This is a genomic window from uncultured Jatrophihabitans sp. (assembly GCF_964252635.1).
Taxonomy (GTDB): Bacteria; Actinomycetota; Actinomycetes; order Mycobacteriales; family Jatrophihabitantaceae; genus Jatrophihabitans.
Genome location: NZ_CAXUNP010000026.1, coordinates 1 through 21,081, shown reverse-complemented (window position 1 = coordinate 21,081; position 21,081 = coordinate 1). Strand labels below are relative to the sequence as shown.

The window sequence follows — 21,081 nt, the reverse complement described above, 5'->3', positions numbered from 1 at the left end:
CTCCCGTCATCACGCCGCCGCCATCTCGAGGACGTCGTCGGTGCCCAGCAAACGGGCGTAGGCGAAGACGCCGACGAGCAGCAGGGCCATCAGGATGAACGACAGCGCCGACGCGGTCGGGTAGTTGAGGTTGGTGAAGTACTGCGACTCGATGACCGTGCCGATCATCGTCGTCCGCGCGCCGCCGAGGATCTGGGCGTTGACGTAGTCCGACGCCACCGGCACGAAGGTCAGCAGCACCGCGGCGAAGACCCCCGGCATCGACAGCGGCAGCACCACCTTGCGGAACGCGGTGGCCTTGTTGGCGTAGAGGTCGGCGGACGCCTCGAGCAGCGCCGGGTCGACGCGCTCGAGGGCCACGTAGATCGGCAGCACGGTGAACGGCAGGAAGTTGTAGACCAGCCCGCCGATGACGGCGGTCGGCGTCTGCAGGATCTGGGTGCCGCCGTCGGCCAGGTGCACGGTGCGCAGCAACCCCAGCACCATGCCGTGGTCGTCCAGCATGAACTCCCAGGACTGCGTGCGGATCACGAAGGACACGAAGAACGGCAGCAGCAGCAGGAACAGCAGCATGGACTTGTACCGACCGCCGCGGAACGCGATCCAGTACGCGACCGGGTAGGCGATGACCAGGCACAGCGCGGTGGCGATCAGCCCGTAGACCAGTGACCGCACGATCTGCACGTGGAACTGGTCCCAGGCGTGGCTGTACGTGGCCAGGTGGAAGGTCTGCTTGAAGCCCTGCAGGTCGTTGCCGGTCATCGTCGACACCGACAGCATCGACAACGTGGGCAGCACGAAGAAGATGACGAGCCACAGCCAGCCCGGCAGGACCAGCGCGTACGGGGCGAGCCGCCCCACCCACCGCCGCCTCGGGCGACGCGGGGTACCGGTGGCGGCGGTCATGACTGGTAGATCGGTTCGAACAGACCGTTCCAGGTCTGCTGCTCCTCCGCGCTGAGCACGCGGTACCGGTGCAACCGCGAATAGTCGGCCGCGGACGGGAAGACGAGCGGGCTGGTCGACAACCCGCTGTAGTACTCCTTGTCGTCCTTGCTGGTCGCGGTTCTGGCGTCGGTAGCGAAGATCTTCTGCGTGGCGGGCACCGGGGTGATGTAGTTGACGTAGTCGGCGATCATGGCGGCCACGCTCGGCTTGTAGACCCAGTCCATGTAGGTCATCGCGTCGAGCGGGTGCTGGGCGTGCGCGGGGATGCACATGTTGTCGGTCCAGAACGCGGCACCCTCCTCGGGCACCACGAACTCCAGCGAGGCACCGTTGGCGTTGGCCTGGAAGATGTCACCCGACCACGCCATCGAGGCCCACAGGTCGCCCTTGGACAGCGGCGCCACGTAGTCCTGCTGGTAGTACTTGCGCACCAGGGGCCGCTGCTTGCGCAGCCACGCGGCGGCCTTCTTCCAGTCGGCCGGAGTCGAGTTCTCCGGGTTGACACCGATCGCGCACAGCGCCGAGTTCGGCAGGTCCTCGTTGTCGGCGAACATCCCGATCTTGCCGGCGAAGCGCCGGTCCAGCAGGTCGTTCCAACTCTTGATCTTGCCGCCGACCCGCTTGGGGTCGTAGCCGATGCCGGTGATGCCCGACTGCCACGCCATCGTGTACACGTTGCCGCGGTCGTAGCTGGCGTTCTTCACCAGATCCGAGGCGTTGGCGTAGAAGTTGGTCATCCGGCTCTGGTCCAGCGGGATGACGTAGTCACGCTCGATCAGGTTGTCGAGGTAGATGCCGTTGGTGATGACCATGAGGTCATAGCCGGTGCCCTGGCCCTGCTTCAGCACCGGTGCGATCTTCCCGTAGTACGTGTCGTCCTGCTGGATGACCTCGTCGTACTTGACCTTGATCCCGGTCTGCTCAGTGAACAGCGACAGCGACGGGTGATCGCTCGCCTTCTTGCCGGTGTCGATGTAGAGCGGCCAGTTCGCGAAGTTGAGCTGGCCCTTCTTGGTCTGGCTCCGCCAGAAGTCGTCGATCTGGCGCCGCGCACCGTTGAGGCTCAGCTTGGACCCGCCGCCCTGAGATCCGGGGATGCTGCACGCGGAGAGGACGGCGCCCATGGCCGACAGACCGCCGAGCTGCAGCATGCGGCGGCGTGAGACGCGCGCCTGCGTCAAGCCGCGCAACAAGTCCGGCGGGAGGTCCGGCCCGCTCACGAGGCGGCGACCAGGGACGGGTCCTTCGTCACGTCGACGGGACCGGACGCCCCGCTCAACGGCTCGCCGAGCGGCAGGCAGTGCTCGGCGCGCCAGGACAGCCAGACGTCGTCGTTGCGGTTCGCGATGTCGTCGGAGTCGGCCGCGTTCTGCAGGAACACGAGCAACTCGCTGCCGTCGAGGGCGGTGACGGCGTACTGGGTCGACGTGCCGAGGTAGACCACCTCGGTGACGCGGCCGCGGACGGCACACCGGCCGGCGTCGGGGCGCTGGGCGCTGAGCACGATCTTCTCGGGCCGGACGGTGACGTCGAGCGGCGAGCCGACGGCCGCGCCGGCCTCGGCCGCACCGGGTACGACGATGCTCTCGTCGGCGCCCGTGTCGAGGACGGCGGTGCCCCCGTCGAGGGAGCGCACGGTACCGGTGAGCAGGTTCGACGTGCCGATGAAGCCGGCGACGAACCGCGTGCGCGGGCGTTCGTAGACCTCGCGCGGCGCGCCGAGCTGTTCGATGCGTCCCGCGTTCATGACCACGAGGCGGTCGGACATGGTCAGCGCCTCGTTCTGGTCGTGGGTGACGAAGATGAAGGTGATGCCGACCTCGCGCTGGATGCGCTTGAGCTCGAGCTGCATCGCCTGCCGCAGCTTGAGGTCCAGGGCGGCGAGCGGCTCGTCGAGCAGCAGCGCACGCGGGCGGTTCACCAGCGCGCGGGCCAGCGCGACCCGCTGCTGCTGACCGCCGGACAGCTCCTTGGGGCGTCGGTCGGCCTTGCCGTCGAGCTGCACGAGATCGAGCATCTCGCCCACCCGGGTACGCGCCTCGGCCTTCTGCACACCCTTGCGTTCCAGACCGAACGCGACGTTGTCGAACACCGACATGTGCGGGAACAGCGCGTAGGACTGGAAGACCATGTTCACGTCGCGACGGTTGGGCGGCACCCCGACGACGTCGTTGCCGTAGAGCAGGATCTGGCCCTGGGTGGGTTCCTCGAAACCGCCGATCATGCGCAGCGTCGTGGTCTTGCCGCACCCCGACGGTCCGAGCAGCGAGAAGAACTCACCCTCGCCGATGGTGAGGTCGACGCGTTCGACGGCCGTCACCGTGCCCCGCTTCGAGACGAACCGCTTGGCGATGCCGACCAGCTCGATCGCCGCCGTGCCCGCCGCGCGCGTGTCCTTCGGGCGTTCCCCCACGCCGTCTCCCCTCGTTCTGCCGTTGCCTCGCGTGCCAGGACACAGCCAACCTGGTGACTGTTTCCGCCGGATGAACCCCGTTGCCGTCACGAAATCCCGCGATCGGCCCTCATTTACGCACGGTCGGCGGCGTTCGTCACCCCTTCGGCCACGAAAACCGCAAACACACAGCGACAGATCCGGCTGCGGAACGAACACGTCGTCGAAACGCTTGCAGACGACGGATCCGGTTGTCTGTTAGCCTCGCGGCAACGACATCGTTCGCCAAGCCCACCTCGCGCAGAAGGAGTCGTCAGTCATGCCGAACGGCGTTCCTGACGAGGTCTCCCGCGCGATCATCGCCCAGTTGCAGGAGGACGGCCGCCGGCCGTACGCCTCGATCGGCAAGGCGGTGGGGCTGTCCGAGGCCGCGGTCCGGCAACGCGTCCAGAAGCTCGTCGACACCGGCGTCATGCAGATCGTGGCCGTCACCGATCCCATGCAGGTCGGGTTCGCCAAGCAGGCCATGGTGGCGGTGTCGGTCACCGGCGACGTGGAGCAGGTCGCCGAACAGCTCGCCGCGGTCGACGCCGTCGACTACATCGTCGTCACCGCCGGCTCCTACGACCTGCTCGTCGAGGTGGTCGTCGAGGATGACGCGCACCTGCTGGAGCTCGTGAACAAGCACATCCGCGCGATCCCGGGCGTCACGCGCACCGAGTCGTTCCTCTACCTCAAGCTCGTCAAGCAGACCTACAACTGGGGCACGCACTAACGCGGCGTGCCCCGTCAGGAGATCACCCATGACGACCACCCCGGTCGAGACCAGCGGAACGCACGACTTCGACGGCGACGGCCTGTCGGCGAAGGCCCGCGACCACCTGTGGATGCACTTCACCCGCATGTCGTCCTACGCCGAGGCGGCCGTGCCCACCATCGTCCGCGGTGAGGGCGCGCGCATCTACGACGTCAACGGCCGCGAGTACCTCGACGGGCTGGCCGGGCTGTTCGTCGTGCAGGCCGGACACGGACGTGAGGAGCTCGCCCGTGCCGCGTACGACCAGGCCAAGGAGCTCGCCTTCTTCCCGCTGTGGTCCTACGCCCACCCGCCGGCCATCGACCTGGCCGACCGGCTCGCCTCCTACGCACCGGGTGATCTGAACAAGGTCTTCTTCACCACCGGCGGCGGCGAGGCCGTCGAAACGGCGTGGAAGCTGGCCAAGCAGTACTTCAAGCTCGTCGGCAAGCCGATGAAGCACAAGGTCATCAGCCGGGCCGTGGCCTACCACGGCACGCCGCAGGGTGCCCTGTCGATCACCGGCATCCCCGACGCGAAGAAGTACTTCGAGCCGCTGGTGCCCGGCGCGCACAAGGTGCCGAACACCAACTTCTACCGCGCGCCCGAGTACGGCGACGACCTCGAGGCGTTCGGCCGCTGGGCCGCCGACCAGATCGACTTCGCCATCGAGATGGAGGGCCCGGACACCGTCGCCGCGGTGTTCCTCGAGCCGGTGCAGAACTCTGGCGGCTGCTTCACTCCCCCGCCCGGGTACTTCCAGCGGGTCCGCGAGATCTGCGACAAGCACGACGTCCTGCTCGTCTCCGACGAGGTCATCTGCGCCTTCGGCCGCCTCGGCACGATGTTCGGCTGCGACAAGTTCGGCTACGTCCCGGACATGATCACTTGCGCCAAGGGCATGACGAGCGGCTACTCGCCGATCGGCGCCTGCCTGGTCAGCGACCGCATCGCCGCGCCGTTCTACCAGGGCGACGTGTCGTTCCCCCACGGCTACACCTTCGGCGGGCACCCCGTGTCGGCCGCGGTGGCCATGCGCAACCTCGACCTCTTCGAGCGGGAAGGCCTCACCCAGCACGTGCTGCAGAACGAGGGTGCGTTCCGCTCGACGCTGGAGAAGCTGCTCGACCTGCCCATCGTCGGCGACGTGCGCGGCGACGGCTACTTCTACGGGATCGAGCTTGTGAAGGACAAGACCACCAAGGAAACCTTCGACGACGACGAGTCGGAGCGGCTGCTGCGCGGGTTCATGTCCAAGGCGCTGTTCGAGGCCGGGCTGTACTGCCGCGCCGACGACCGCGGTGATCCGGTCGTGCAGCTGTCCCCGCCGCTGATCATCGGTCAGCCCGAGTTCGACGAGATCGAAGGTGTACTGCGCTCGGTGTTGACCGAGGCCTGGGCCCGTCTGTAATGGCCGTCGACGCGTCGATGCCGGCGGGTGGTCCGCTGGCGAGTGCCTCCAACACGGCCGCCGGCAAGGGGTTGAAGGGCGGCGCGCTGGGCCTCGCGTCCAGCGTGGTCATCGGCGTCGCCTCGACGGCGCCGGCCTACAGCCTCGCGGCCACGCTCGGCTTCATCGTCGCGTTCGTCGGCGTGCAGTCGCCGATCGTCGTGATCCTCGCGTTCGTCCCCATGCTGTTCACGGCGATCGGCTACCAGGAGCTGAACAAGGCCGACCCCGACTGCGGCACGACCTTCACCTGGGCCACCCGTGCCTTCGGCCCGAAGACCGGCTGGCTCGGCGGCTGGGGCATCATCGCCGCGGACATCCTGGTCATGGCGTCACTGGCGCAGGTCGCCGGCCAGTACGTGTTCCTGCTCTTCAACGCCGACGGCATCGGCTCCGACGCCACCAGTGGCTGGGTGCTGCTGGTCGGCGTCGCGTGGATCGTGGTCATGACCGCGATCTGCTACATCGGCGTCGAGCTGTCGGCCTGGCTGCAGAAGATCTTCCTGGTCCTCGAGATCATCGTGCTCATCATCTTCGCCGTCACCGCCCTGGTGAAGGTGGGCCACGGCAGCGCCGGCCCGCAGGCCATCGACCCGTCGTGGTCGTGGTTCAACCCCTTCGCCATCGGCGACTTCTCCGCCTTCGTGCGCGGGCTCATCCTCATGCTGTTCATCTACTGGGGCTGGGACAGCGCGGTGGCGGTGAACGAGGAGACCGCCGACCCGGCCAAGACGCCGGGGCGGGCCGCGGTGATCTCGACGGTAATGCTGCTCGTCACCTACGCCCTGTTGACCCTGTCGTCGCAGGCCTTCGCCGGCATCGGCAGCAAGGGCATCGGGTTGAACAACCAGGACAACTCCTCCGACATCTTCGGAGCGTTGGGTCGTGCCGTCTTCGGCGGCGGTGCCTACGGCAGCGTCATGGTGCACCTGCTGCTGTTCCTGGTTCTCACCTCGGCGGCGGCGTCGACGCAGACCACCATCCTGCCGACGGCGCGTACCTCGCTGTCCATGGCCGTCTACCGCGCGCTGCCCCGGGCCTTCGCCACGGTGCACCGCAAGTACCTGACGCCCACCGTCTCGACCCTCGCTTTCGGCGGGGTGTCCATCGCGCTCTACGTCCTGCTGAACTACACCAGCGACGCATCGAACGTGATCGCCGACTGCGTCACGTCGCTGGGCATGATGATCGCGTTCTACTACGGCCTGACCGGCTTCGCGTGCGCGTGGTACTACCGGCACAACCTGACGAGCAGCCCGCGCAACTTCCTCTTCCAGGGCCTGCTGCCCTTCCTCGGCGGAGTCATCCTGTTCGGCGTGCTGATCTGGAGCTTCCACGACGACTGGCTGTCGCCGCTCAAGGTCGGCGCGGCGAGCTACACCGGCTGGCAGATGGGCTTCGCGCCGCACTGGCACATCGGCGGCGTCTTCCTGCTCGGCGTGGGCACGTTCGTCCTCGGCATCATCCTGATGTTCGTGTGGCAGGCCATTGCGCCGGCGTTCTTCCGCGGGGAGATCCTGCACCGCGACACCCCGACCATGGTCCCGGACCAGCCGGAGCTCTCCCAGGTCAAGACCCTGTGACCGCACGTGTGGCAGTGATCGGAGGCGGGATCTCCGGCGCGGCGTGCGCGAACGTCCTGGCGGCGGCCGGGGTCTCGGTGGACGTCCTCGAGCGCGGGCGCGCGCCGGGTGGCCGGATGGCGTCGCCGGAAGTGCGCGGGCGGCGCGTGCATCTCGGCGCCGCCTACGTCACCGCCAAGGACCCCGACTTCGCCGCGCTGCTCGACGGGTGGGCGTCACACGGTCTCGTGCGCGAGTGGACCGACACCTTCGACGTGCTCTCACCCGGTAGCCACGAGCGCAAGAGCGGTCCCCCGCGCTGGGCGGCGCCGGGCGGGCTGCGGTCGTTGGTGCGTGACCTGCTGCCCGCACCGCAACTCGAGCGCGAGGTCACCGAGCTCGGCGAACTCGACCACGACGCGATTGTGCTGGCCATGCCCGACCCGCAGGCGGCGCGGCTGCTCGGCGACGTCGAGGCGGACGGGGTCGAGTGGGTGACCTTCGAGCCGGTGATCGCGGTGGCCCTGGGCTACGAGCGACGGTCGTGGTCCATGGACGCGGCCTTCGTCAACGACGACCCAGAGCTGACCCTCATCGCTGACGACGGCTCGCGGCGCGGTGACGGAGCGTCGGTCCTCGTCGCGCACACGACCTCGGAACTGGCCGCGGCTCACCTCGGCGACCCGTCGGGTGTCGAGCGTCCGGTGGCCGACGCGGTCGCACGCCTGCTCGGCCTCGACATGTCACCGGCCTGGACGCAGGCGCACCGGTGGACCTTCGCCAAGCCGGCCGGCACGCACGGCGGCGCACCGTTCGGCCTGGTCGAGCGCGACCGTCCGGTCGGGCTGTGCACCGACTCGTGGTGCCCCGAGGGTTCACCCCGGGTCGAGTCGGCGTGGCTGTCCGGCCGACGCCTCGGGATCGAGCTCGCCCAGCGGCTGGCCTGACGCTCCCGACGATGATCGCCCCCGCCGGCCGCTCAGGGCCGGCCGGCAGGGGCGATCATCGGTCGAGGGCACGCGTCAGCGGGCGGGTGTCACCCGGATCGTCACGGTCGCGGTGAGCACCGGGTCGTCGACGCGGTCGGTGCGTACCGCGAGGTACTCGCCGTCGTCCTGCTGACCGTTCGGCAGGATCTTGGCGTGCAGCCGGAACGGCGGCGCATCGTTGCTCAGGCCGTCGATGCCGAAGTCGTTGTCGTTGCTGACGACCAGCGTGCGCCCGTGGTCGAGCGCCGCCACCCCTTCGACCTTGTCGTGGCCGAAGAACCCCCCGGTCGGGTCCAGACGGGTCACCAGACCACCGAGGTCGACATCCAGCGTCTTGCTCGCCGGCGTGATGTGCGCGCCGGCCAGGGTCGTCGCCGCCTCGGCCGTGGTCGCCTTGCCGACCAGGGCCTCGACCGTCCTGCCCCCGACGAGCAGCCCGCCCTTGGTGGCGTCGTAGCTCGCGCCGCTCACCGCGGCCGACGGGCCGATGTCGGTGGCACCGCGCAGGTCGGCCACGTACAGCTTCTTGAACGCGCCGGGCTCGACGTTCCCGTCGCGCTCGTCGACCACGAAGGTGTGGTCGGACAGCGCGGTGATCTCGCTGACCGCCGAGCTGGTGGTGGCCGGGTCGTCGAGCAGGTACACGTACTCGTGCTCGGCGTAGGTGCGCAGGTCGACGGTGACGATGCGCAGCGCCGGGACGTTGCCCGGCTTCTTGGTGAGGTCGGGCTGCTGCAGCGCCGACTGCATGATGCCGACGAGAGTGTGGCCGTCGGGCGTGATCGTCAGTCCCTCCATGCCCTTGTTCGGCACCCGGTTGGCGAGCTCGCGCGGCAGCGAGTGGTCGAACGGGGACAACCGGCCGATCTGCCGGCCGGTGCGGTCGAAGTGGGTGATGAACGGCCCGTACTCGTCCGACACCCAGAACGTCCCGTCCGGCAGGGCCACCAGCCCCTCGGGGTCGTAGCCGGTGTCGGTGCACGGCAGCACCTTGCCGTCGAGGTCGGTGATGGTCTCGCCGGTGCTCGCCGCGCAGTTGACCTGCCCGTTGTAGGCGGTGCCGTCGGCAGCATGCAGCGGGATGCGGCGCAGCAGCGTCGCCTTCCCGTGCGTCAGACGGAACTCACCGATCGCCGGGTCGAAGTCGGGCAGCGGCTCGACCTTCGTCCCGTTCGGGCCGTCTGCGTTCGGCCCGCGGTCGGTCAGGCCGTAGAAGACGGTCGTGCTGCCGGGCCTGGCCGTGAACGAGGAACCGTAGGCGCCGCCGGTGATCTTGACCCCACCGATGGTGGCCAGCGGCGGCAGCGCGGTGCGGTACAGGCTCACGGCGTCCGACGTGCCGTAGGAGAACGAGTCGGTACCCGTGAAGCCGGCCTGCGGCGTGTAGCTGAACGACCCGTCGGAATGCAGGTCGAGCGTGCCGTGCTCGGTGGGGGTGTGCCGCACGACGGTGGTGAGGTCGCCGTGGTCGTTGCGCAGCACCCCCGAGCCGCCCACGGTCAGGGTCCGGCCGGACTGCACCCGGTAGCTGTCGCCGTCGGCGCGGGCGCCGTGGCGGGACGGCTGCGCGGACGCCACCGCGGTTCCGGCGAGGACGGCGCAGGCCACGGCGGCGGCCGTCAGGGACAGAGCGGTACGGGTGCGGCGACGTGTCATGCCCAGCACGCTCGACCCGGCGGGTGGCCGGCGGGCGACGCATGGTTGGCCGCCGGGTGAATGTCGACCCGCGGATCGTCAACGGCCGGAGCTGCCCACGCCGTTCCAGACCGCGTGCGCTCCGGAGTCGCCGATCCGGTACAGCATAATCGACACGCCTACCGCGACGGCGATGGACAGCACGGTCAGGACCGCGGTCAGCCACAGTGGTGCCACGGCCAGCGTCGGGGCTTCGGCCTTGCGCGTCATGGTGGCCGTTCCGCCCGAGCCGGACGCGGGTGCGTCCGCGTCGTGCCGGTCGGCCTCGTGATCGTCATCGGCCGGCCGCCGCCACAGCAGCTCCCGACGCCGACCGACCCACCACACCGCCGCCGCCATGACGAACAACCCGGCGGCCCACGGCAGCAGCTGGTCGCCGAGGTCGGCGTGATGCTCGATGGCCCTGCTGTGCGGCAGACGACCCTCGAGCCACTCGCCGGCGTGCGTGGTCACCGGCACCAGGGCGAGGCCCACCAGGGCGAGCAGCGGGGTCAGCACACCGAACTTGCGGCGCGCGGTGGGCCACAGCACGCCGACCACGAGCATGATCGCGGCGAGGGGCAGCAACACGACCACGGCGTGGACGAGCAGGACATGGGCGGGCAGCCCACCGATCGTGACGGGCATCTCGAGCCTCCGTAGTTGGTACTACTCGACTTGTCGTACAGACAGTAGAACGGATCTCCGCCGTGCCTGGTTCACCACCCGGGCGTCCTCACAGGTGGCCGCGGGCCTGGCTAGGGTGCCTGCGTGACCGACTTCTCCGGCGCCGGCGCGGCCGGCCGCGCGAACCGCGCCCTCGAATCCCTGCACGCGATGATCTATTTCGCACCCGAGGCCGACGAGGAGTACCAGCGCGTCGGGCTCAAGCGGGGACGGATGGGGTACTTCGCGAGCCGATCGGCCGCCATGGGCCCGGTGTCCCCAGGGGTCGTCACCGCCACCTTCTACAACTTCCACCCGGGCCTGGTCGCCCACAACATCCCGAGGGCCTGGACGCTCGCCTCGACCGACGACGTGCTTGCCGCGCGGTACACCGCCGTCGACCGAGCCCTGCGCCGGCTGCTGGGCGACGCCGTCGACGCGCCCGAGCTCGGCGAGCTGGCCGCACTGACCCGAGCCGCGACCGAGGACCTGCCCGCGCACGGCCGACCGTTGTTCGCCGCGCACACCGAGCTGCCGTGGCCCGACGCGCCGCATCTGGTGCTGTGGCACGCGGCCACCCTGCTGCGCGAGTTCCGGGGCGACGGGCACCTCGCCGCGCTGCTCGACGGCGAGCTGTCCGGCCTCGAGGCCCTGATCACGCACTGCGCCACCGGCCACGGGTTCACCGAGCCGGCCGCCAAGGCCTCGCGGGGGTGGTCCGAGGACGAGTGGAACACGTGCGTCGACGCGCTGCGTGATCGCGGCATCCTCGACGGCTCCGGCCTCACCGCGGGCGGCGTCGCCCTGCGCGACTCGGTCGAGCGCACCACCGACCGCCTCTCGGCCGCGCCGTGGACGCACCTCGGCGCCGAACGCACCGGGCGGGTGGTCGAGCTGGGCACGGCGTTCTCGCGGCAGCTCGCCGCCAACGGCGCCTGGCCCGACGGGGTGTTCGCCAACCGCTGATCGACTGACGCCGACGCGTACGGCTCAGTGCTCGAGCCCGGCGCGTACGTGCTCGAAGATCAGGTTGGTCTCGGTCAGCGCGACGTCAGGGTTGCCGCTGAGGTTGACGACGACGAAGTCGCGCAGGTTCTCGGTGCCCGAGGCCGCGATGTGTACGTAGAAGTCGTCGGCGCCGCCGAGGAAGAACACGTTGAGCACCTCGGGCAGCTCGGCGATGCGGGCCATGAAGTCGGGGATGTGCCCGCGCGCGTGGGACTGCAGGCGCACCGAGATCATTGCCTGGATGGGGCGGCCGAGCGCTCCCGGGTCGATGTCGGCGTGGTAGCCGCGGATGACGCCGCTCTCGCGCAGGGCCCGCACCCGGCCCAGGCAGGTGGACGGCGCGACCCCGGCCTGCTCGGCCAGCGCGTTGTTCGGCATCCGCGCGTCCGCGGCGAGGGCACGCAGCAGGCGGCGATCGACGTCGTCGAGGGACCGAACGAAGTTCGAGGCAGACGCGAACGTGGCGGGCGGAGTCGCACGATCAGCAGGCATGCGCCCAACTTACAGAATCTTGTTCAGCCGCCTGGCGGTTCGGCATGGCATTCCTTCATTCTGAGGGCCACCCGGACACCCTGGAGACGTAATGAAGGTCGGCATTCCCCGCGAGGTCAAGAACAACGAGTTCCGGGTGGCCATCACCCCGGCCGGCGTGCACGAGTTCGTCCGGCACGGCCACCAGGTCGTCATCGAGGCCGAGGCCGGGGTCGGTTCGGCGATCCCCGACTCGGCGTTCGTCGAGGCGGGCGCCACGATCGCGCCCACCGCCGACGACGTGTGGGGCGACGCCGAGCTGGTCCTCAAGGTCAAGGAGCCGATGGCCGAGGAATACCAGCGCATGCGCAAGGACCAGGTCCTGTTCACCTACCTGCACCTCGCCGCGAACAAGCCCTGCACGGACGCGCTGCTCGCCGCCGGCACCACCGGGATCGCTTACGAGACCGTCCAGCTGCCGGACGGCTCGCTGCCGCTGCTCGCCCCGATGTCCGAGGTCGCCGGTCGCCTGGCCCCACAGGTCGGCTCGTACCACCTCATGGCCCAGGGCGGTGGCCGCGGCACCCTGATGGGCGGCGTGCCCGGTGTGTACGCGGCCAAAGTCGTCGTCATCGGCGCCGGCGTCTCCGGCGTCAACGCGGCCGCGATCGCGCTCGGCATGCAGGCCGAGGTACTGCTGCTCGACAAGAACGTGTCGCGGCTGCGCCAGGTCGACGCCATCTACCAGGGTCACTGCCAGACCGTCGCATCCAACGCCTACGAGGTCGAGCGGGCCGTGCTCGACGCCGACCTGGTCATCGGCGCGGTACTCGTCCCGGGCGCAAAGGCCCCGACGCTGATCAGCAACGACCTGGTCTCGCGGATGAAGCCGGGTTCCGTGCTCGTCGACATCTCGATCGACCAGGGCGGGTGCTTCGAGGACTCGCACCCGACCACCCACGCCGAACCGACCTATCGCGTGCACGACTCGGTGTTCTACTGCGTCGCGAACATGCCGGGCGCCGTCCCGCACACGTCGACGTACGCCTTGACCAACGTCACGCTGCCCTACGCCGTCGAGCTCGCCGACCGCGGCTGGCGCGACGCCCTGCGCGGCGACGCCGCCCTGGCGCTCGGCCTGAACACCCACGAGGGCCAGCTGCTCAACGCGCCGGTGGCCCAGGCCCACGGCTACGACGCGGTGCCGGTCACCGACGTCCTGGTCTGACCCCGGTATGCCCGACTACCGCGACGTCTCGCTCTGGTTCGACCAGCTCACCGAACCGCTGACGCCGCGGGCTGCGCTCAGCGGTGACGTCGAGGCGGACGTCGCGATCGTGGGTGCCGGTCTCACCGGGCTCTGGACGGCCTACTACCTGCAGGAACGCGACCCCGACCTGCGGATCGTGGTGCTGGAGAAGGAGATCGCCGGGTTCGGCGCCTCCGGGCGCAACGGCGGCTGGTGCTCGGCGCTGTACCCCGTACCCATCGACAAGCTCGTCGCCGACGTCGGCCGCGACGGCGCGCTGGCGCAGTACCTGGCCATGCGCAGCGCGGTCGCCGAGGTCGAGCGGGTCGCTGCGCGCGAGGGCATCGAGGCCCACATCGCGCGCGGGGGCACGGTCGTCGCCGCCCGTTCCGAACCCCAGCTCGCACGGGCGCGGGCCGAGCACGACGAGAGCGTCGAGTTCGGCCTCGACATGGACCTGCTCGACGCGACGCAGACCCGTGCCCGCCTCAACGCCACCGACGTGGTCGGCGGTACATACACACCACACTGCGCCGCCTTGCAGCCCGCCGCGCTCGTGCGTGGTTTGGCCCGCGCCGTCGAGGCCCGCGGCGCGCACATCGCCGAACAGAGCTCGGTGACGTCGGTCGAGCCACATCTCGTCCGCACCGCACACGGCTCGGTGCGCGCCGGGACGGTCGTGCGCGCCACCGAGGGGTACACCGCGCGGCTGCCCGGCCACCGCCGCGCGCTGGCCCCGGTCTACTCCCTGGTCGTCGCCACCGAGCCCCTGCCGGACAGCGTGTGGGCCGACATCGGGCTGGCCGAGCGCGAGACGTTCAGCGACTACCGGCACCTGATCATCTACGGCCAGCGCAGCGCGGACGGCCGGCTGGTGTTCGGCGGACGCGGCGCGCCGTACCACTTCGCGTCGCGCATCCAACCCGGCTACGACCGGGTGCCGCGGGTCTTCGACGCGCTGCGCGAGACCCTGCACGAGCTGTTCCCGGTGACCCGCTCGGCGCGCATCACCCACCGCTGGGGCGGCCCGCTGGGCATCACCCGCGACTGGGAACCGTCCGTCGGCCTCGACCCCGCCACCGGCTACGCGTGGGCCGGGGGTTACGTCGGCGACGGGGTGTCGACGACCAACCTCGCGGGACGCACCCTCGCCGACCTCATCACCGGCCGTACGACGGAACTCACCGCGCTGCCCTGGGTCAACCACCGCTCCCGCTCGTGGGAGCCCGAGCCGCTGCGCTGGGCGGGGGCCAACCTCGGGCTGGCGGCGATGACCTGGGCCGACCGGGCCGAGCGACGCACCCAGCGTCCGTCCCGGATCGCGTCGACGGTCAATACGCTCATCGGGCGGTGAGCCCGTGAACGACTCCCCCGGCCCGGCCACCACCCCGACCCGCCTGCGGGAGAAGGCGAGCACAGACCGGGCGCAGCTCGACGAGCTGCTCGACTCCGTGCAGGTCGGGCACGTCGCGCTGGTCGTCGACGGCCACCCGGTCACCCTGCCCACGCTCGTCGTCCGCGACGGCGACCGGGTGCTCACCCACGGCTCGACCGGCTCGCCGTGGCTGCGCGCGCTGGCCGGCGGCGCCGACAGCTGCCTGGCCGTGACCGCGCTCGACGGCCTCGTGGTGGCCCGTTCGGCGTTCGAGTCCTCCATGCACTACCGCAGCGCGATGTTGTTCGGTCGCTGGACGAGGCTGACCGGCGGCGAGGCCACCGACGCCCTCGACGTGGTCACCGAGGCGCTGCTGCCCGGACGGACGGCCGAGGTGCGCCGCCCGACCGACCGCGAGCTGGCGGCCACGGTCGTCCTGACCCTGCCGATCGAGCGGTGGTCGCTCAAGGTCTCCGCGGACTGGCCGGACGACCCGGACGACGACGTGGCGGGCGACGCGTGGGCCGGTGTCGTCCCGCGCACCGCCGGGTGGGGCAGCCCGCGGCCCGCGCCGGATCTGCGCGACGGCATTGCCGTGCCGCCGTCGGTGCGGGGGCTGTCCTGACCGTGTTCGAGGCCCGGGGTCGATAGGTTAGGGTTGCCTAACTCGACCCCGCGGAGGACCGCATGCCCGACCCGGCCACGCTTGCCCGACAGGCGCGACGCGCCCTCGCCGACGCGCACACCGCCACCCTGCTCGTCGAGGGGATCGGTCGGGTGGCGCCGCACCCCGGCCACGTCCTGCTTGCCGACCACGACGGCCGGCCACGGTTCACCTGCGCGCCCGGCTCGTCGATCGCCGTGGCCGCCGCGGCCCGCCGCCCCGCCGTCCTCGATGTCGGCGTGCCCGTCGGGTCCGACGTGGTCACCGGGTCGGTGATCTTCGCCGGGCACCTCGCGCTCGGGACCGGTCCTCTGGCGACCCGGGCCGCCGAGGACAACCTGATCGTCGTGGAGTTGCAGCTCGTGTCGATCGTGGTCGAGATCGACGACCCGGCGTCGCCGACGGTGGTGACCTGCCGCGTCCCGCTGGAGGTGTACGGCGCGAACGCGGCGACCCTCATCGAGGTCGCGGAGACCATGCGGGTGCACACCAACACCGGGCACGCCAACCGGCTCCGGGCATGCGCCGCGGCTCGTGCCGGTGTCCCGCTCGGCGAGATCCTCGAGGCGCAGCTGGTCGAGGTCAGGGCCGACGGTGCCGTACTGGACTGGCTCGACACGGACGGCGGCCACCGGGCGCAGCTCGGTTTTCCGCGGCCCGCCGGGGACGCCGACGAGCTCGCCACCGCGCTGCGGCGCACGCTCTGCGCGCGCCCGGGATGCTGCTGATCGGCGACCCGTTCAGACGGTCGTGGCGCCGTACCGCATGCCGTCGAGCAACAGGTCGACCAGGCGCGCGGTGCGCTCGGGCGCACCCGGTGCGTCGCCGGCCATACAGATGCCGCTCATGCCACGCAACAGGTCCATGGGCTCGACGTCGGAGCGGATCTCCCCGGTGTCAACCGCTGCCCGCACCAGGGTGGTGATGGCCGTCTCGATGCGTTCGCGACTGTCGCGGAACAGCTCGGAGTCGGCGCCCACCATCGACTTCAGGGCGGTGGCCATCCCCCGCTTGCGGGCCACGTAGACGGCGAACGAGCGCATCCACATGGACAGCGCGGTGACCGGGTCGTGCTCGGCGCGCAACGGCTCCACGCTGTCGCTCAGGATCTCGACCTCGCGGCGGTAGACGGCCGCGATCAGGTCGTTCCGGGTCGGGTAGTGCCGGTACAGGGTGCCGATGCCGACGCCCGCCTGACGGGCGATCTCCTCCAGCGACGTCTCGACGCCGTGCTGCTCGAACAGCTCGCCGGCCTTCGCGAGCAGCAGATCACGGTTGCGGCGCGCATCGGCACGCTGCGGCTTCACCGTGCTCGACACACCGGCCTCCCGAGATGAACTTGCGAAACGGAGGATGCCTCCGTAAGTTATTCGGAGGGCCCTTCCGTTTCAACAATGCTACTACGCGTTCCGAGGTATCGCTCGTGACTGTATCCACCACCCACCGCTCCGGCGGGAACCCCGCGGCTGGCCCGCGGAGCCGCCGACCACGCCTGCCACACGGCCACCCCGGCCTGGTGCTGGCGCTCATCCTGACCTGTCAGCTGATGGTCGTGCTCGACGCGACGATCGTGAACATCGCCCTGCAGGACATCAAGGGCGATCTCGGCTTCTCGACGTCCGGGCTGTCCTGGGTCGTCAACGCCTACACCCTCACCTTCGGCGGCCTGCTGCTGCTCGGCGCCCGCGCCGGCGACCTGCTCGGGCGCCGCCGCGTGTTCCTGGCCGGCATCGCCCTGTTCACCCTGGCCTCGCTGGCGGGCGGCTTCGCCCAGAACCCGGGCGAACTGCTGGCCGCCCGCGCCATCCAGGGCATCGGCGGCGCGCTGGCCTCGCCCTCCGCGCTCGCCCTGCTGATGACCATGTTCACCGGTTCGCGCGAGCGCACCCGAGCCATCGGCTACTACACGGCGGTGTCCATCGGCGGCAGCGCGCTCGGCCTGATCGCCGGCGGCATGCTCTCGGAGTGGGCGTCCTGGCGGTGGGTCTTCTTCGTCAACGTCCCCATCGGCGCCGTCCTGCTCGTCCTGGCCCGGCCGACCCTGCCCGAGACCCAGCGCTCGACCGGCAAGTTCGACCTCGCCGGTGCCCTGACCTCGACGCTGGGCATGACCGCGCTCGTCTACGGCTTCGTGCACGCCGCCTCGGACGGGTGGGGCGACGCCGAGACCATCGGCTCGTTCGCGGTCGGGGCGCTCCTGCTCGCTGCGTTCATCTTCACCGAGCTGCGCGCCGAGGCTCCGATCACCCCGCTGCGGCTGTTCGCCGACCGGAACCGGTCCAGTTCCTACGTGGCCCGGCTGCTCCTCGTCGCGGGGATGATGGGGATGTTCTTCTTCCTCACCCAGTTCCTGCGCGGCGTGCTCGGCTACAGCGACCTGAAGACCGGGTTCGCGTTCGTGCCGCTCACCGCGGTGGTGTTCGTGGCCTCGCAGGTCAGCGCCCGCTGGCTCGTCGAGCTCGTCGGCCCCAAGCCGCTGATGATCGTGGGCATCACCTTCTCCACCCTCGGCATGCTCTGGTTGACCCAGCTCGGCGAACACAGCGGTTACGGCTCGCTCGTCGGTCCGCTGCTCGTCTTCGGTCTGGGCAACGGCCTGGCCTTCGTGCCGCTGACCAGTGCCGCGCTCGAGGGCGTGGCACCGCAGGACGCCGGTGCGGCGTCCGGTCTCGTCAACGTCATGCAGCAGGTGGGCGGCTCGCTGGGCCTCGCCGTGCTCGTCACCGTGTTCGGCGCAGCCAGCAAGGCCGAGCAGCGCGACCTGCCCGCGGGGTTGTCGCCCGCCGAGGCGGCCCGCCGGGTCTACACCCACGCGGCCGACCGGTCGTTCTGGATGGCGACCGCGTTCCTGACCGCCACCTGGTTGCTCGTCACCTTCGTCATGCGCAGCCCGAAGGCGCCGCCCGCGACGCCGGTGACCACCGACGAGCAGCAGCCGGCACCCGCCCTGGTGGCTGCCGAGTAATCGCCCGACGTCGCTGACCGCCCCCTCCCGCCGGGCCCGACCGGCAGGAGGGGGCGGTCGTGCGCGCGGGCCGGCGCGGTCGCCGGCCGCGTCCCGCAGCCCGTCGAGCGCTGCTGTCGGTCGTCGCCCGCCGCTAGGGAGTCGCGGCGAGCTGACCGCAGGCGCCGTCGATGTCGCGGCCGCGCGTGTCGCGCACGGTGACCGACACCCCGCCGGCCTCGAGGCGGCGCACGAACTCGCGCTCGACGCGTTTCGGCGAGGCGTCCCACTGCGAGCCCGGCGTCGGGTTCAGCGGGATGAGGTTGACGTGCGCGAGGCGTCCGGTGAGCACGTCGGCGAGCAGGTCCGCGCGCCAGGGCTGGTCGTTCACGTCGCGGATCATCGCGTACTCGATCGAGTAGCGGCGGCCGGTGCGGGCGGCGTACTCGTCCGCGGCGCCGAGCACCTCCTCGACCTTCCACCGGTTGTTGACGGGCACCAGGGTGTCGCGCAGCTCGTCGTCCGGCGCGTGCAACGAGACCGCCAGGGTGACGTCGAGCTCCTCGAGCACCAGCCGGTTGACGGCGGGGACGAGGCCGACCGTCGACACCGTCACCGAGCGGCGCGACAGCCCGAAGCCAGCGGGCGCGGGATCGATGATGCGGTGCAGGGCCGCGGCGACCCGCCCGTAATTGGCTAACGGCTCGCCCATGCCCATGAACACCACGTTCGAGAGCCGACCGGTATCGCCGCCCAGCTCGCCACCCGCGGCGGCTGCGGCCGCGATCCGCACCTGGTCGACGATCTCGGCGGCCGACAGGTTGCGGGTCAGGCCGCCCTGGCCGGTGGCGCAGAACGGGCAGGCCATGCCACAGCCGGCCTGGCTGGAGATGCAGACCGTGATGCGCTCGCGGGTCTCGCCGGTCGCGGTCTGCCGGGACGGGTAGCGCATGAGCACGCTCTCGACCAGCGCGCCGTCGTGCAGCCGCCACAGGGTCTTGCGCGTCATGCCGTCGTCGGTCTCGCTGCGCCGCACCTCGGTGAGCAGGGTGGGCAGCAGGGCGTCGCCGACGGCCTCGCGGGCGGCCGCCGGCAGGTCGGTCATGGTGGCCGCGTCGTTCTCGAACCGCGCGTAGTAGTGGCGGGCGAGCTGGTCGGCCCGGAAGGCCGGCAGCCCGAGGTCGCGAACGGCGGCCCGCAGGCCGTCGCGGTCGAGATCGGCGAGGTGACGTGGCGGCTTGCCCCGGCGGGGGGCCTCGAAGACGAGCGGGAGCAGAGTCATGGCCGTTCCATTGTCCCCGATCGCCGTCGCACCGCGAACCACGTCGCCGAGTGGTCACTTGTGCGCCCAGTGGTCAGCTGTGAGTGACCACTCGCGGCCCACGTGACCACTCGAGGCATCGGGGTCAGCGGTGCTCGGTGCCGTCGACGATCAGGTCGACGCGCTGCCACGGACGCTCGCGCGCGGCGTAGGCCTGCTCCTGCGGGATCCACGTGCTGCGCCAGATCTCCTGCGTCGCGGCGTCGTCGCGGCCGGCGGTACGGGCCCGCCGAAGGGTCTCCGGAGCGTCGACCCACACGGTCAGGTCCCACGGGACCAGCGCCTCGCGGCGGGTGGCGGACACGCCCTCGACCACCACGATGGAGGCCGTGGCGACGTCGACGGTGCCCGACGCTGCACGCTCCCCCCAGTGACGGACGGTGTAGCGCGCCGCGCGCCCCCGGGTCAGCGGTTCGACCACGTCGCGGTGCAGCGCCGGCCAGTCCCACTCGTCGACGCCGTGACCCTGGAGGTCGTCGGTGTGCACGACCACGGCCCGCGGGACGGCAGCCGCGACGCGCGCGGCCAGCGTGCTCTTGCCCGCGCCGCCGAAGCCGTCGATGCCGACGAAGCGGGTACCCGGGGGCAGGGCGGCGACGCGTGCGACGACGGCGGCGGCGCCGACGCGCTCAGACAGGTGCGAACCCCGAGAGCACCAGGTAGGCGACGGCGGCGCACGGCAGCAGCGAGTCCAGGCGGTCCATGACGCCGCCGTGCCCGGGCAGCAGCGCGCCCATGTCCTTGATGCCGACGTCACGTTTGATCATGGATTCCCCGAGGTCGCCGAGGGTCGCGGTGACGACGACGGCCAGGCCGAACAGCAGCCCCTTCCACCACTCGTGATGGAACGTGAACACCATGAACAGCACCCCGGCGCCCGAGCACGCGAGCACCGAGCCGGCGAAGCCCTCCCACGTCTTGCCCTTGGAGATCACCGGCGCCAGGGGGTGCCTGCCGAACAGCACACCCGTCGCGTAGCCGCCAGTGTCACTGCACACCACGGTGGCGACGAAGGCCAGCACCCGGGCCGCGCCGTCGTGGGGGTGGGCGAGGAGCACCGCGAACCCGGCCAGCAGCGGCAGGTAGAGCACGACGAGCGTGGAGGCCCCGACGTCGCGGGCGTAACCGTCGGCGCCGTCACCCAGGCGCCAGACCACGACGGCGAGCACGGTGACGAGGGCTCCGAGCACCAGGCCGCTCGGGCCGCGCTCCCAGGCGGCGACGAGCATGGCCGCGCTGCCCACGAGCAACGGCAACAGGGTGATGCGGATGTGCGCGTTCGACAGCGCCCTCGACAGCTCGTAGCAGCCGTAGAGCACCGCCAGGCCGGCGACGACCGCGAACGCCGGCCGCCAGATGAACAGCGTGCCGATGATCAGCGCACCGAGGCCGGCGCCGACGCCGATCGCCGCGGGCAGGTTGCGGCCCGCTCGTGACGGGGGCGGCGTCGGCGGAGCGGGATCGGCAGGGCGCTCGCGCGGCGTCGCGGATGCGCGGGCGGCGGTGCGCGTGGCGCGGGCAGCCTGGGCGGGCGTGCGAGGCCGCGTCGCGCGCTCGAGACTGACCGGGGCC

General features: G+C 71.0%; 20 protein-coding genes. 10 read left to right on the top strand and 10 right to left on the bottom strand.

Features of this window, described 5'->3' with window-relative positions; genetic code table 11:
• Nucleotides 1-9 precede the first annotated feature (9 nt).
• Genes ACFFCA_RS12635 through ACFFCA_RS12625 form a run of 3 tightly spaced genes read right to left on the bottom strand, consistent with a single transcriptional unit; the run spans nucleotide 10 to nucleotide 3,361 of the window.
• On the bottom strand, nucleotides 10-906 hold the full coding sequence (locus ACFFCA_RS12635; protein ID WP_375485306.1) for an ABC transporter permease: 897 nt from the start codon (nucleotides 904-906) through the stop codon (nucleotides 10-12).
• Nucleotides 903-2,129 (bottom strand): spermidine/putrescine ABC transporter substrate-binding protein, encoded by a 1,227-nt coding sequence (locus ACFFCA_RS12630; RefSeq protein WP_375485304.1) that lies wholly within the window; start codon nucleotides 2,127-2,129, stop codon nucleotides 903-905. Before ACFFCA_RS12630 ends, ACFFCA_RS12635 begins: the two co-directional genes overlap by 4 nt.
• A gap of 35 nt (nucleotides 2,130-2,164) precedes the next feature.
• Nucleotides 2,165-3,361, bottom strand: a complete 1,197-nt coding sequence (locus ACFFCA_RS12625; protein ID WP_375485302.1) for an ABC transporter ATP-binding protein — start codon at nucleotides 3,359-3,361, stop codon at nucleotides 2,165-2,167.
• Nucleotides 3,362-3,659: 298 nt separating this feature from the next.
• On the opposite strand from ACFFCA_RS12625, the gene ACFFCA_RS12620 reads away from it, so the two are divergent.
• Genes ACFFCA_RS12620 through ACFFCA_RS12605 form a run of 4 tightly spaced genes read left to right on the top strand, consistent with a single transcriptional unit; the run spans nucleotide 3,660 to nucleotide 8,095 of the window.
• A complete protein-coding gene (locus tag ACFFCA_RS12620) occupies nucleotides 3,660-4,115 on the top strand; it encodes an Lrp/AsnC family transcriptional regulator (protein WP_375485300.1) in 456 nt (151 codons plus the stop codon).
• A 28-nt stretch (nucleotides 4,116-4,143) separates the two neighbouring features.
• Nucleotides 4,144-5,547 carry an aspartate aminotransferase family protein gene (locus ACFFCA_RS12615; protein WP_375485298.1) on the top strand — a complete coding sequence of 468 codons (1,404 nt, stop codon included), beginning with the start codon at nucleotides 4,144-4,146 and terminating at the stop codon, nucleotides 5,545-5,547.
• A 17-nt stretch (nucleotides 5,548-5,564) separates the two neighbouring features.
• A complete protein-coding gene (locus ACFFCA_RS12610; RefSeq protein ID WP_375485296.1) occupies nucleotides 5,565-7,169 on the top strand; it encodes an APC family permease in 1,605 nt (534 codons plus the stop codon).
• Nucleotides 7,170-7,177: 8 nt separating this feature from the next.
• Nucleotides 7,178-8,095 (top strand): NAD(P)/FAD-dependent oxidoreductase, encoded by a 918-nt coding sequence (locus tag ACFFCA_RS12605; protein ID WP_375485294.1) that lies wholly within the window; start codon nucleotides 7,178-7,180, stop codon nucleotides 8,093-8,095.
• Between the two features lie 75 nt (nucleotides 8,096-8,170).
• Here the strand turns inward: ACFFCA_RS12605 and ACFFCA_RS12600 are convergent, their stop codons facing one another.
• Nucleotides 8,171-9,793 (bottom strand): esterase-like activity of phytase family protein, encoded by a 1,623-nt coding sequence (locus ACFFCA_RS12600; RefSeq protein WP_375485292.1) that lies wholly within the window; start codon nucleotides 9,791-9,793, stop codon nucleotides 8,171-8,173.
• Between the two features lie 78 nt (nucleotides 9,794-9,871).
• On the bottom strand, nucleotides 9,872-10,459 hold the full coding sequence (locus tag ACFFCA_RS12595) for a DUF2231 domain-containing protein (protein WP_375485290.1): 588 nt from the start codon (nucleotides 10,457-10,459) through the stop codon (nucleotides 9,872-9,874).
• A 123-nt stretch (nucleotides 10,460-10,582) separates the two neighbouring features.
• On the opposite strand from ACFFCA_RS12595, the gene ACFFCA_RS12590 reads away from it, so the two are divergent.
• Nucleotides 10,583-11,443, top strand: a complete 861-nt coding sequence (locus ACFFCA_RS12590) for a hypothetical protein (protein ID WP_375485288.1) — start codon at nucleotides 10,583-10,585, stop codon at nucleotides 11,441-11,443.
• A gap of 24 nt (nucleotides 11,444-11,467) precedes the next feature.
• Here the strand turns inward: ACFFCA_RS12590 and ACFFCA_RS12585 are convergent, their stop codons facing one another.
• Nucleotides 11,468-11,977: an Lrp/AsnC family transcriptional regulator gene (locus ACFFCA_RS12585; protein WP_375485286.1), complete on the bottom strand. Its 510-nt coding sequence runs from the start codon at nucleotides 11,975-11,977 to the stop codon at nucleotides 11,468-11,470.
• Between the two features lie 91 nt (nucleotides 11,978-12,068).
• Between ACFFCA_RS12585 and ald the strand changes: the two genes are divergently transcribed.
• The 4 genes from ald (at nucleotide 12,069) to ACFFCA_RS12565 (ending at nucleotide 15,972) form a co-directional block, all read left to right on the top strand.
• Entirely contained in the window at nucleotides 12,069-13,184 is a 1,116-nt protein-coding gene (ald, locus tag ACFFCA_RS12580) for an alanine dehydrogenase (RefSeq protein ID WP_375485284.1), read from the top strand.
• 7 nt (nucleotides 13,185-13,191) lie between these two features.
• Complete coding sequence (locus ACFFCA_RS12575; RefSeq protein ID WP_375485282.1) at nucleotides 13,192-14,559, top strand: NAD(P)/FAD-dependent oxidoreductase; 1,368 nt, start codon at nucleotides 13,192-13,194, stop codon at nucleotides 14,557-14,559.
• Between the two features lie 4 nt (nucleotides 14,560-14,563).
• Nucleotides 14,564-15,205, top strand: a complete 642-nt coding sequence (locus ACFFCA_RS12570) for a pyridoxamine 5'-phosphate oxidase family protein (protein ID WP_375485280.1) — start codon at nucleotides 14,564-14,566, stop codon at nucleotides 15,203-15,205.
• Between the two features lie 62 nt (nucleotides 15,206-15,267).
• The gene (locus ACFFCA_RS12565) at nucleotides 15,268-15,972 is read left to right on the top strand and encodes a hypothetical protein (RefSeq protein WP_375485278.1); all 705 of its coding nucleotides are present in this window, start codon (nucleotides 15,268-15,270) and stop codon (nucleotides 15,970-15,972) included.
• Nucleotides 15,973-15,984: 12 nt separating this feature from the next.
• Here ACFFCA_RS12565 and ACFFCA_RS12560 read toward each other — a convergent pair whose 3' ends face one another.
• Nucleotides 15,985-16,563: a TetR/AcrR family transcriptional regulator gene (locus ACFFCA_RS12560; protein ID WP_375485276.1), complete on the bottom strand. Its 579-nt coding sequence runs from the start codon at nucleotides 16,561-16,563 to the stop codon at nucleotides 15,985-15,987.
• Between the two features lie 227 nt (nucleotides 16,564-16,790).
• Here ACFFCA_RS12560 and ACFFCA_RS12555 point away from each other — a divergent pair, with 227 nt between their 5' ends.
• Nucleotides 16,791-18,209, top strand: coding sequence for an MFS transporter (locus tag ACFFCA_RS12555; protein WP_375485372.1), 1,419 nt, complete (start codon nucleotides 16,791-16,793; stop codon nucleotides 18,207-18,209).
• 133 nt (nucleotides 18,210-18,342) lie between these two features.
• Here ACFFCA_RS12555 and rlmN read toward each other — a convergent pair whose 3' ends face one another.
• From rlmN to ACFFCA_RS12540, 3 genes are all read right to left on the bottom strand, one after another.
• Nucleotides 18,343-19,470 (bottom strand): 23S rRNA (adenine(2503)-C(2))-methyltransferase RlmN, encoded by a 1,128-nt coding sequence (gene rlmN / locus ACFFCA_RS12550; RefSeq protein WP_375485274.1) that lies wholly within the window; start codon nucleotides 19,468-19,470, stop codon nucleotides 18,343-18,345.
• Between the two features lie 124 nt (nucleotides 19,471-19,594).
• Entirely contained in the window at nucleotides 19,595-20,002 is a 408-nt protein-coding gene (locus ACFFCA_RS12545; RefSeq protein WP_375485272.1) for a hypothetical protein, read from the bottom strand.
• 136 nt (nucleotides 20,003-20,138) lie between these two features.
• Nucleotides 20,139-21,081, bottom strand: a 943-nt coding sequence (locus tag ACFFCA_RS12540; protein WP_375485270.1) for a phosphatidate cytidylyltransferase, incomplete at its 5' end; no start/stop codon positions are given.

Coding starts and splice junctions, on each gene's coding strand:
- ACFFCA_RS12575 (WP_375485282.1), top strand. CDS start 13,192: ATGCCCGACTACCGCGACGTCTCGCTCTGGTTCGACCAGCTCACCGAA.
- rlmN (WP_375485274.1), bottom strand. CDS start 19,470: ATGACTCTGCTCCCGCTCGTCTTCGAGGCCCCCCGCCGGGGCAAGCCG.
- ACFFCA_RS12600 (WP_375485292.1), bottom strand. CDS start 9,793: ATGACACGTCGCCGCACCCGTACCGCTCTGTCCCTGACGGCCGCCGCC.
- ACFFCA_RS12555 (WP_375485372.1), top strand. CDS start 16,791: ATGGTCGTGCTCGACGCGACGATCGTGAACATCGCCCTGCAGGACATC.
- ACFFCA_RS12615 (WP_375485298.1), top strand. CDS start 4,144: ATGACGACCACCCCGGTCGAGACCAGCGGAACGCACGACTTCGACGGC.
- ACFFCA_RS12595 (WP_375485290.1), bottom strand. CDS start 10,459: ATGCCCGTCACGATCGGTGGGCTGCCCGCCCATGTCCTGCTCGTCCAC.
- ACFFCA_RS12565 (WP_375485278.1), top strand. CDS start 15,268: ATGCCCGACCCGGCCACGCTTGCCCGACAGGCGCGACGCGCCCTCGCC.
- ACFFCA_RS12610 (WP_375485296.1), top strand. CDS start 5,565: ATGCCGGCGGGTGGTCCGCTGGCGAGTGCCTCCAACACGGCCGCCGGC.
- ald (WP_375485284.1), top strand. CDS start 12,069: ATGAAGGTCGGCATTCCCCGCGAGGTCAAGAACAACGAGTTCCGGGTG.
- ACFFCA_RS12635 (WP_375485306.1), bottom strand. CDS start 906: ATGACCGCCGCCACCGGTACCCCGCGTCGCCCGAGGCGGCGGTGGGTG.
- ACFFCA_RS12620 (WP_375485300.1), top strand. CDS start 3,660: ATGCCGAACGGCGTTCCTGACGAGGTCTCCCGCGCGATCATCGCCCAG.
- ACFFCA_RS12585 (WP_375485286.1), bottom strand. CDS start 11,977: ATGCCTGCTGATCGTGCGACTCCGCCCGCCACGTTCGCGTCTGCCTCG.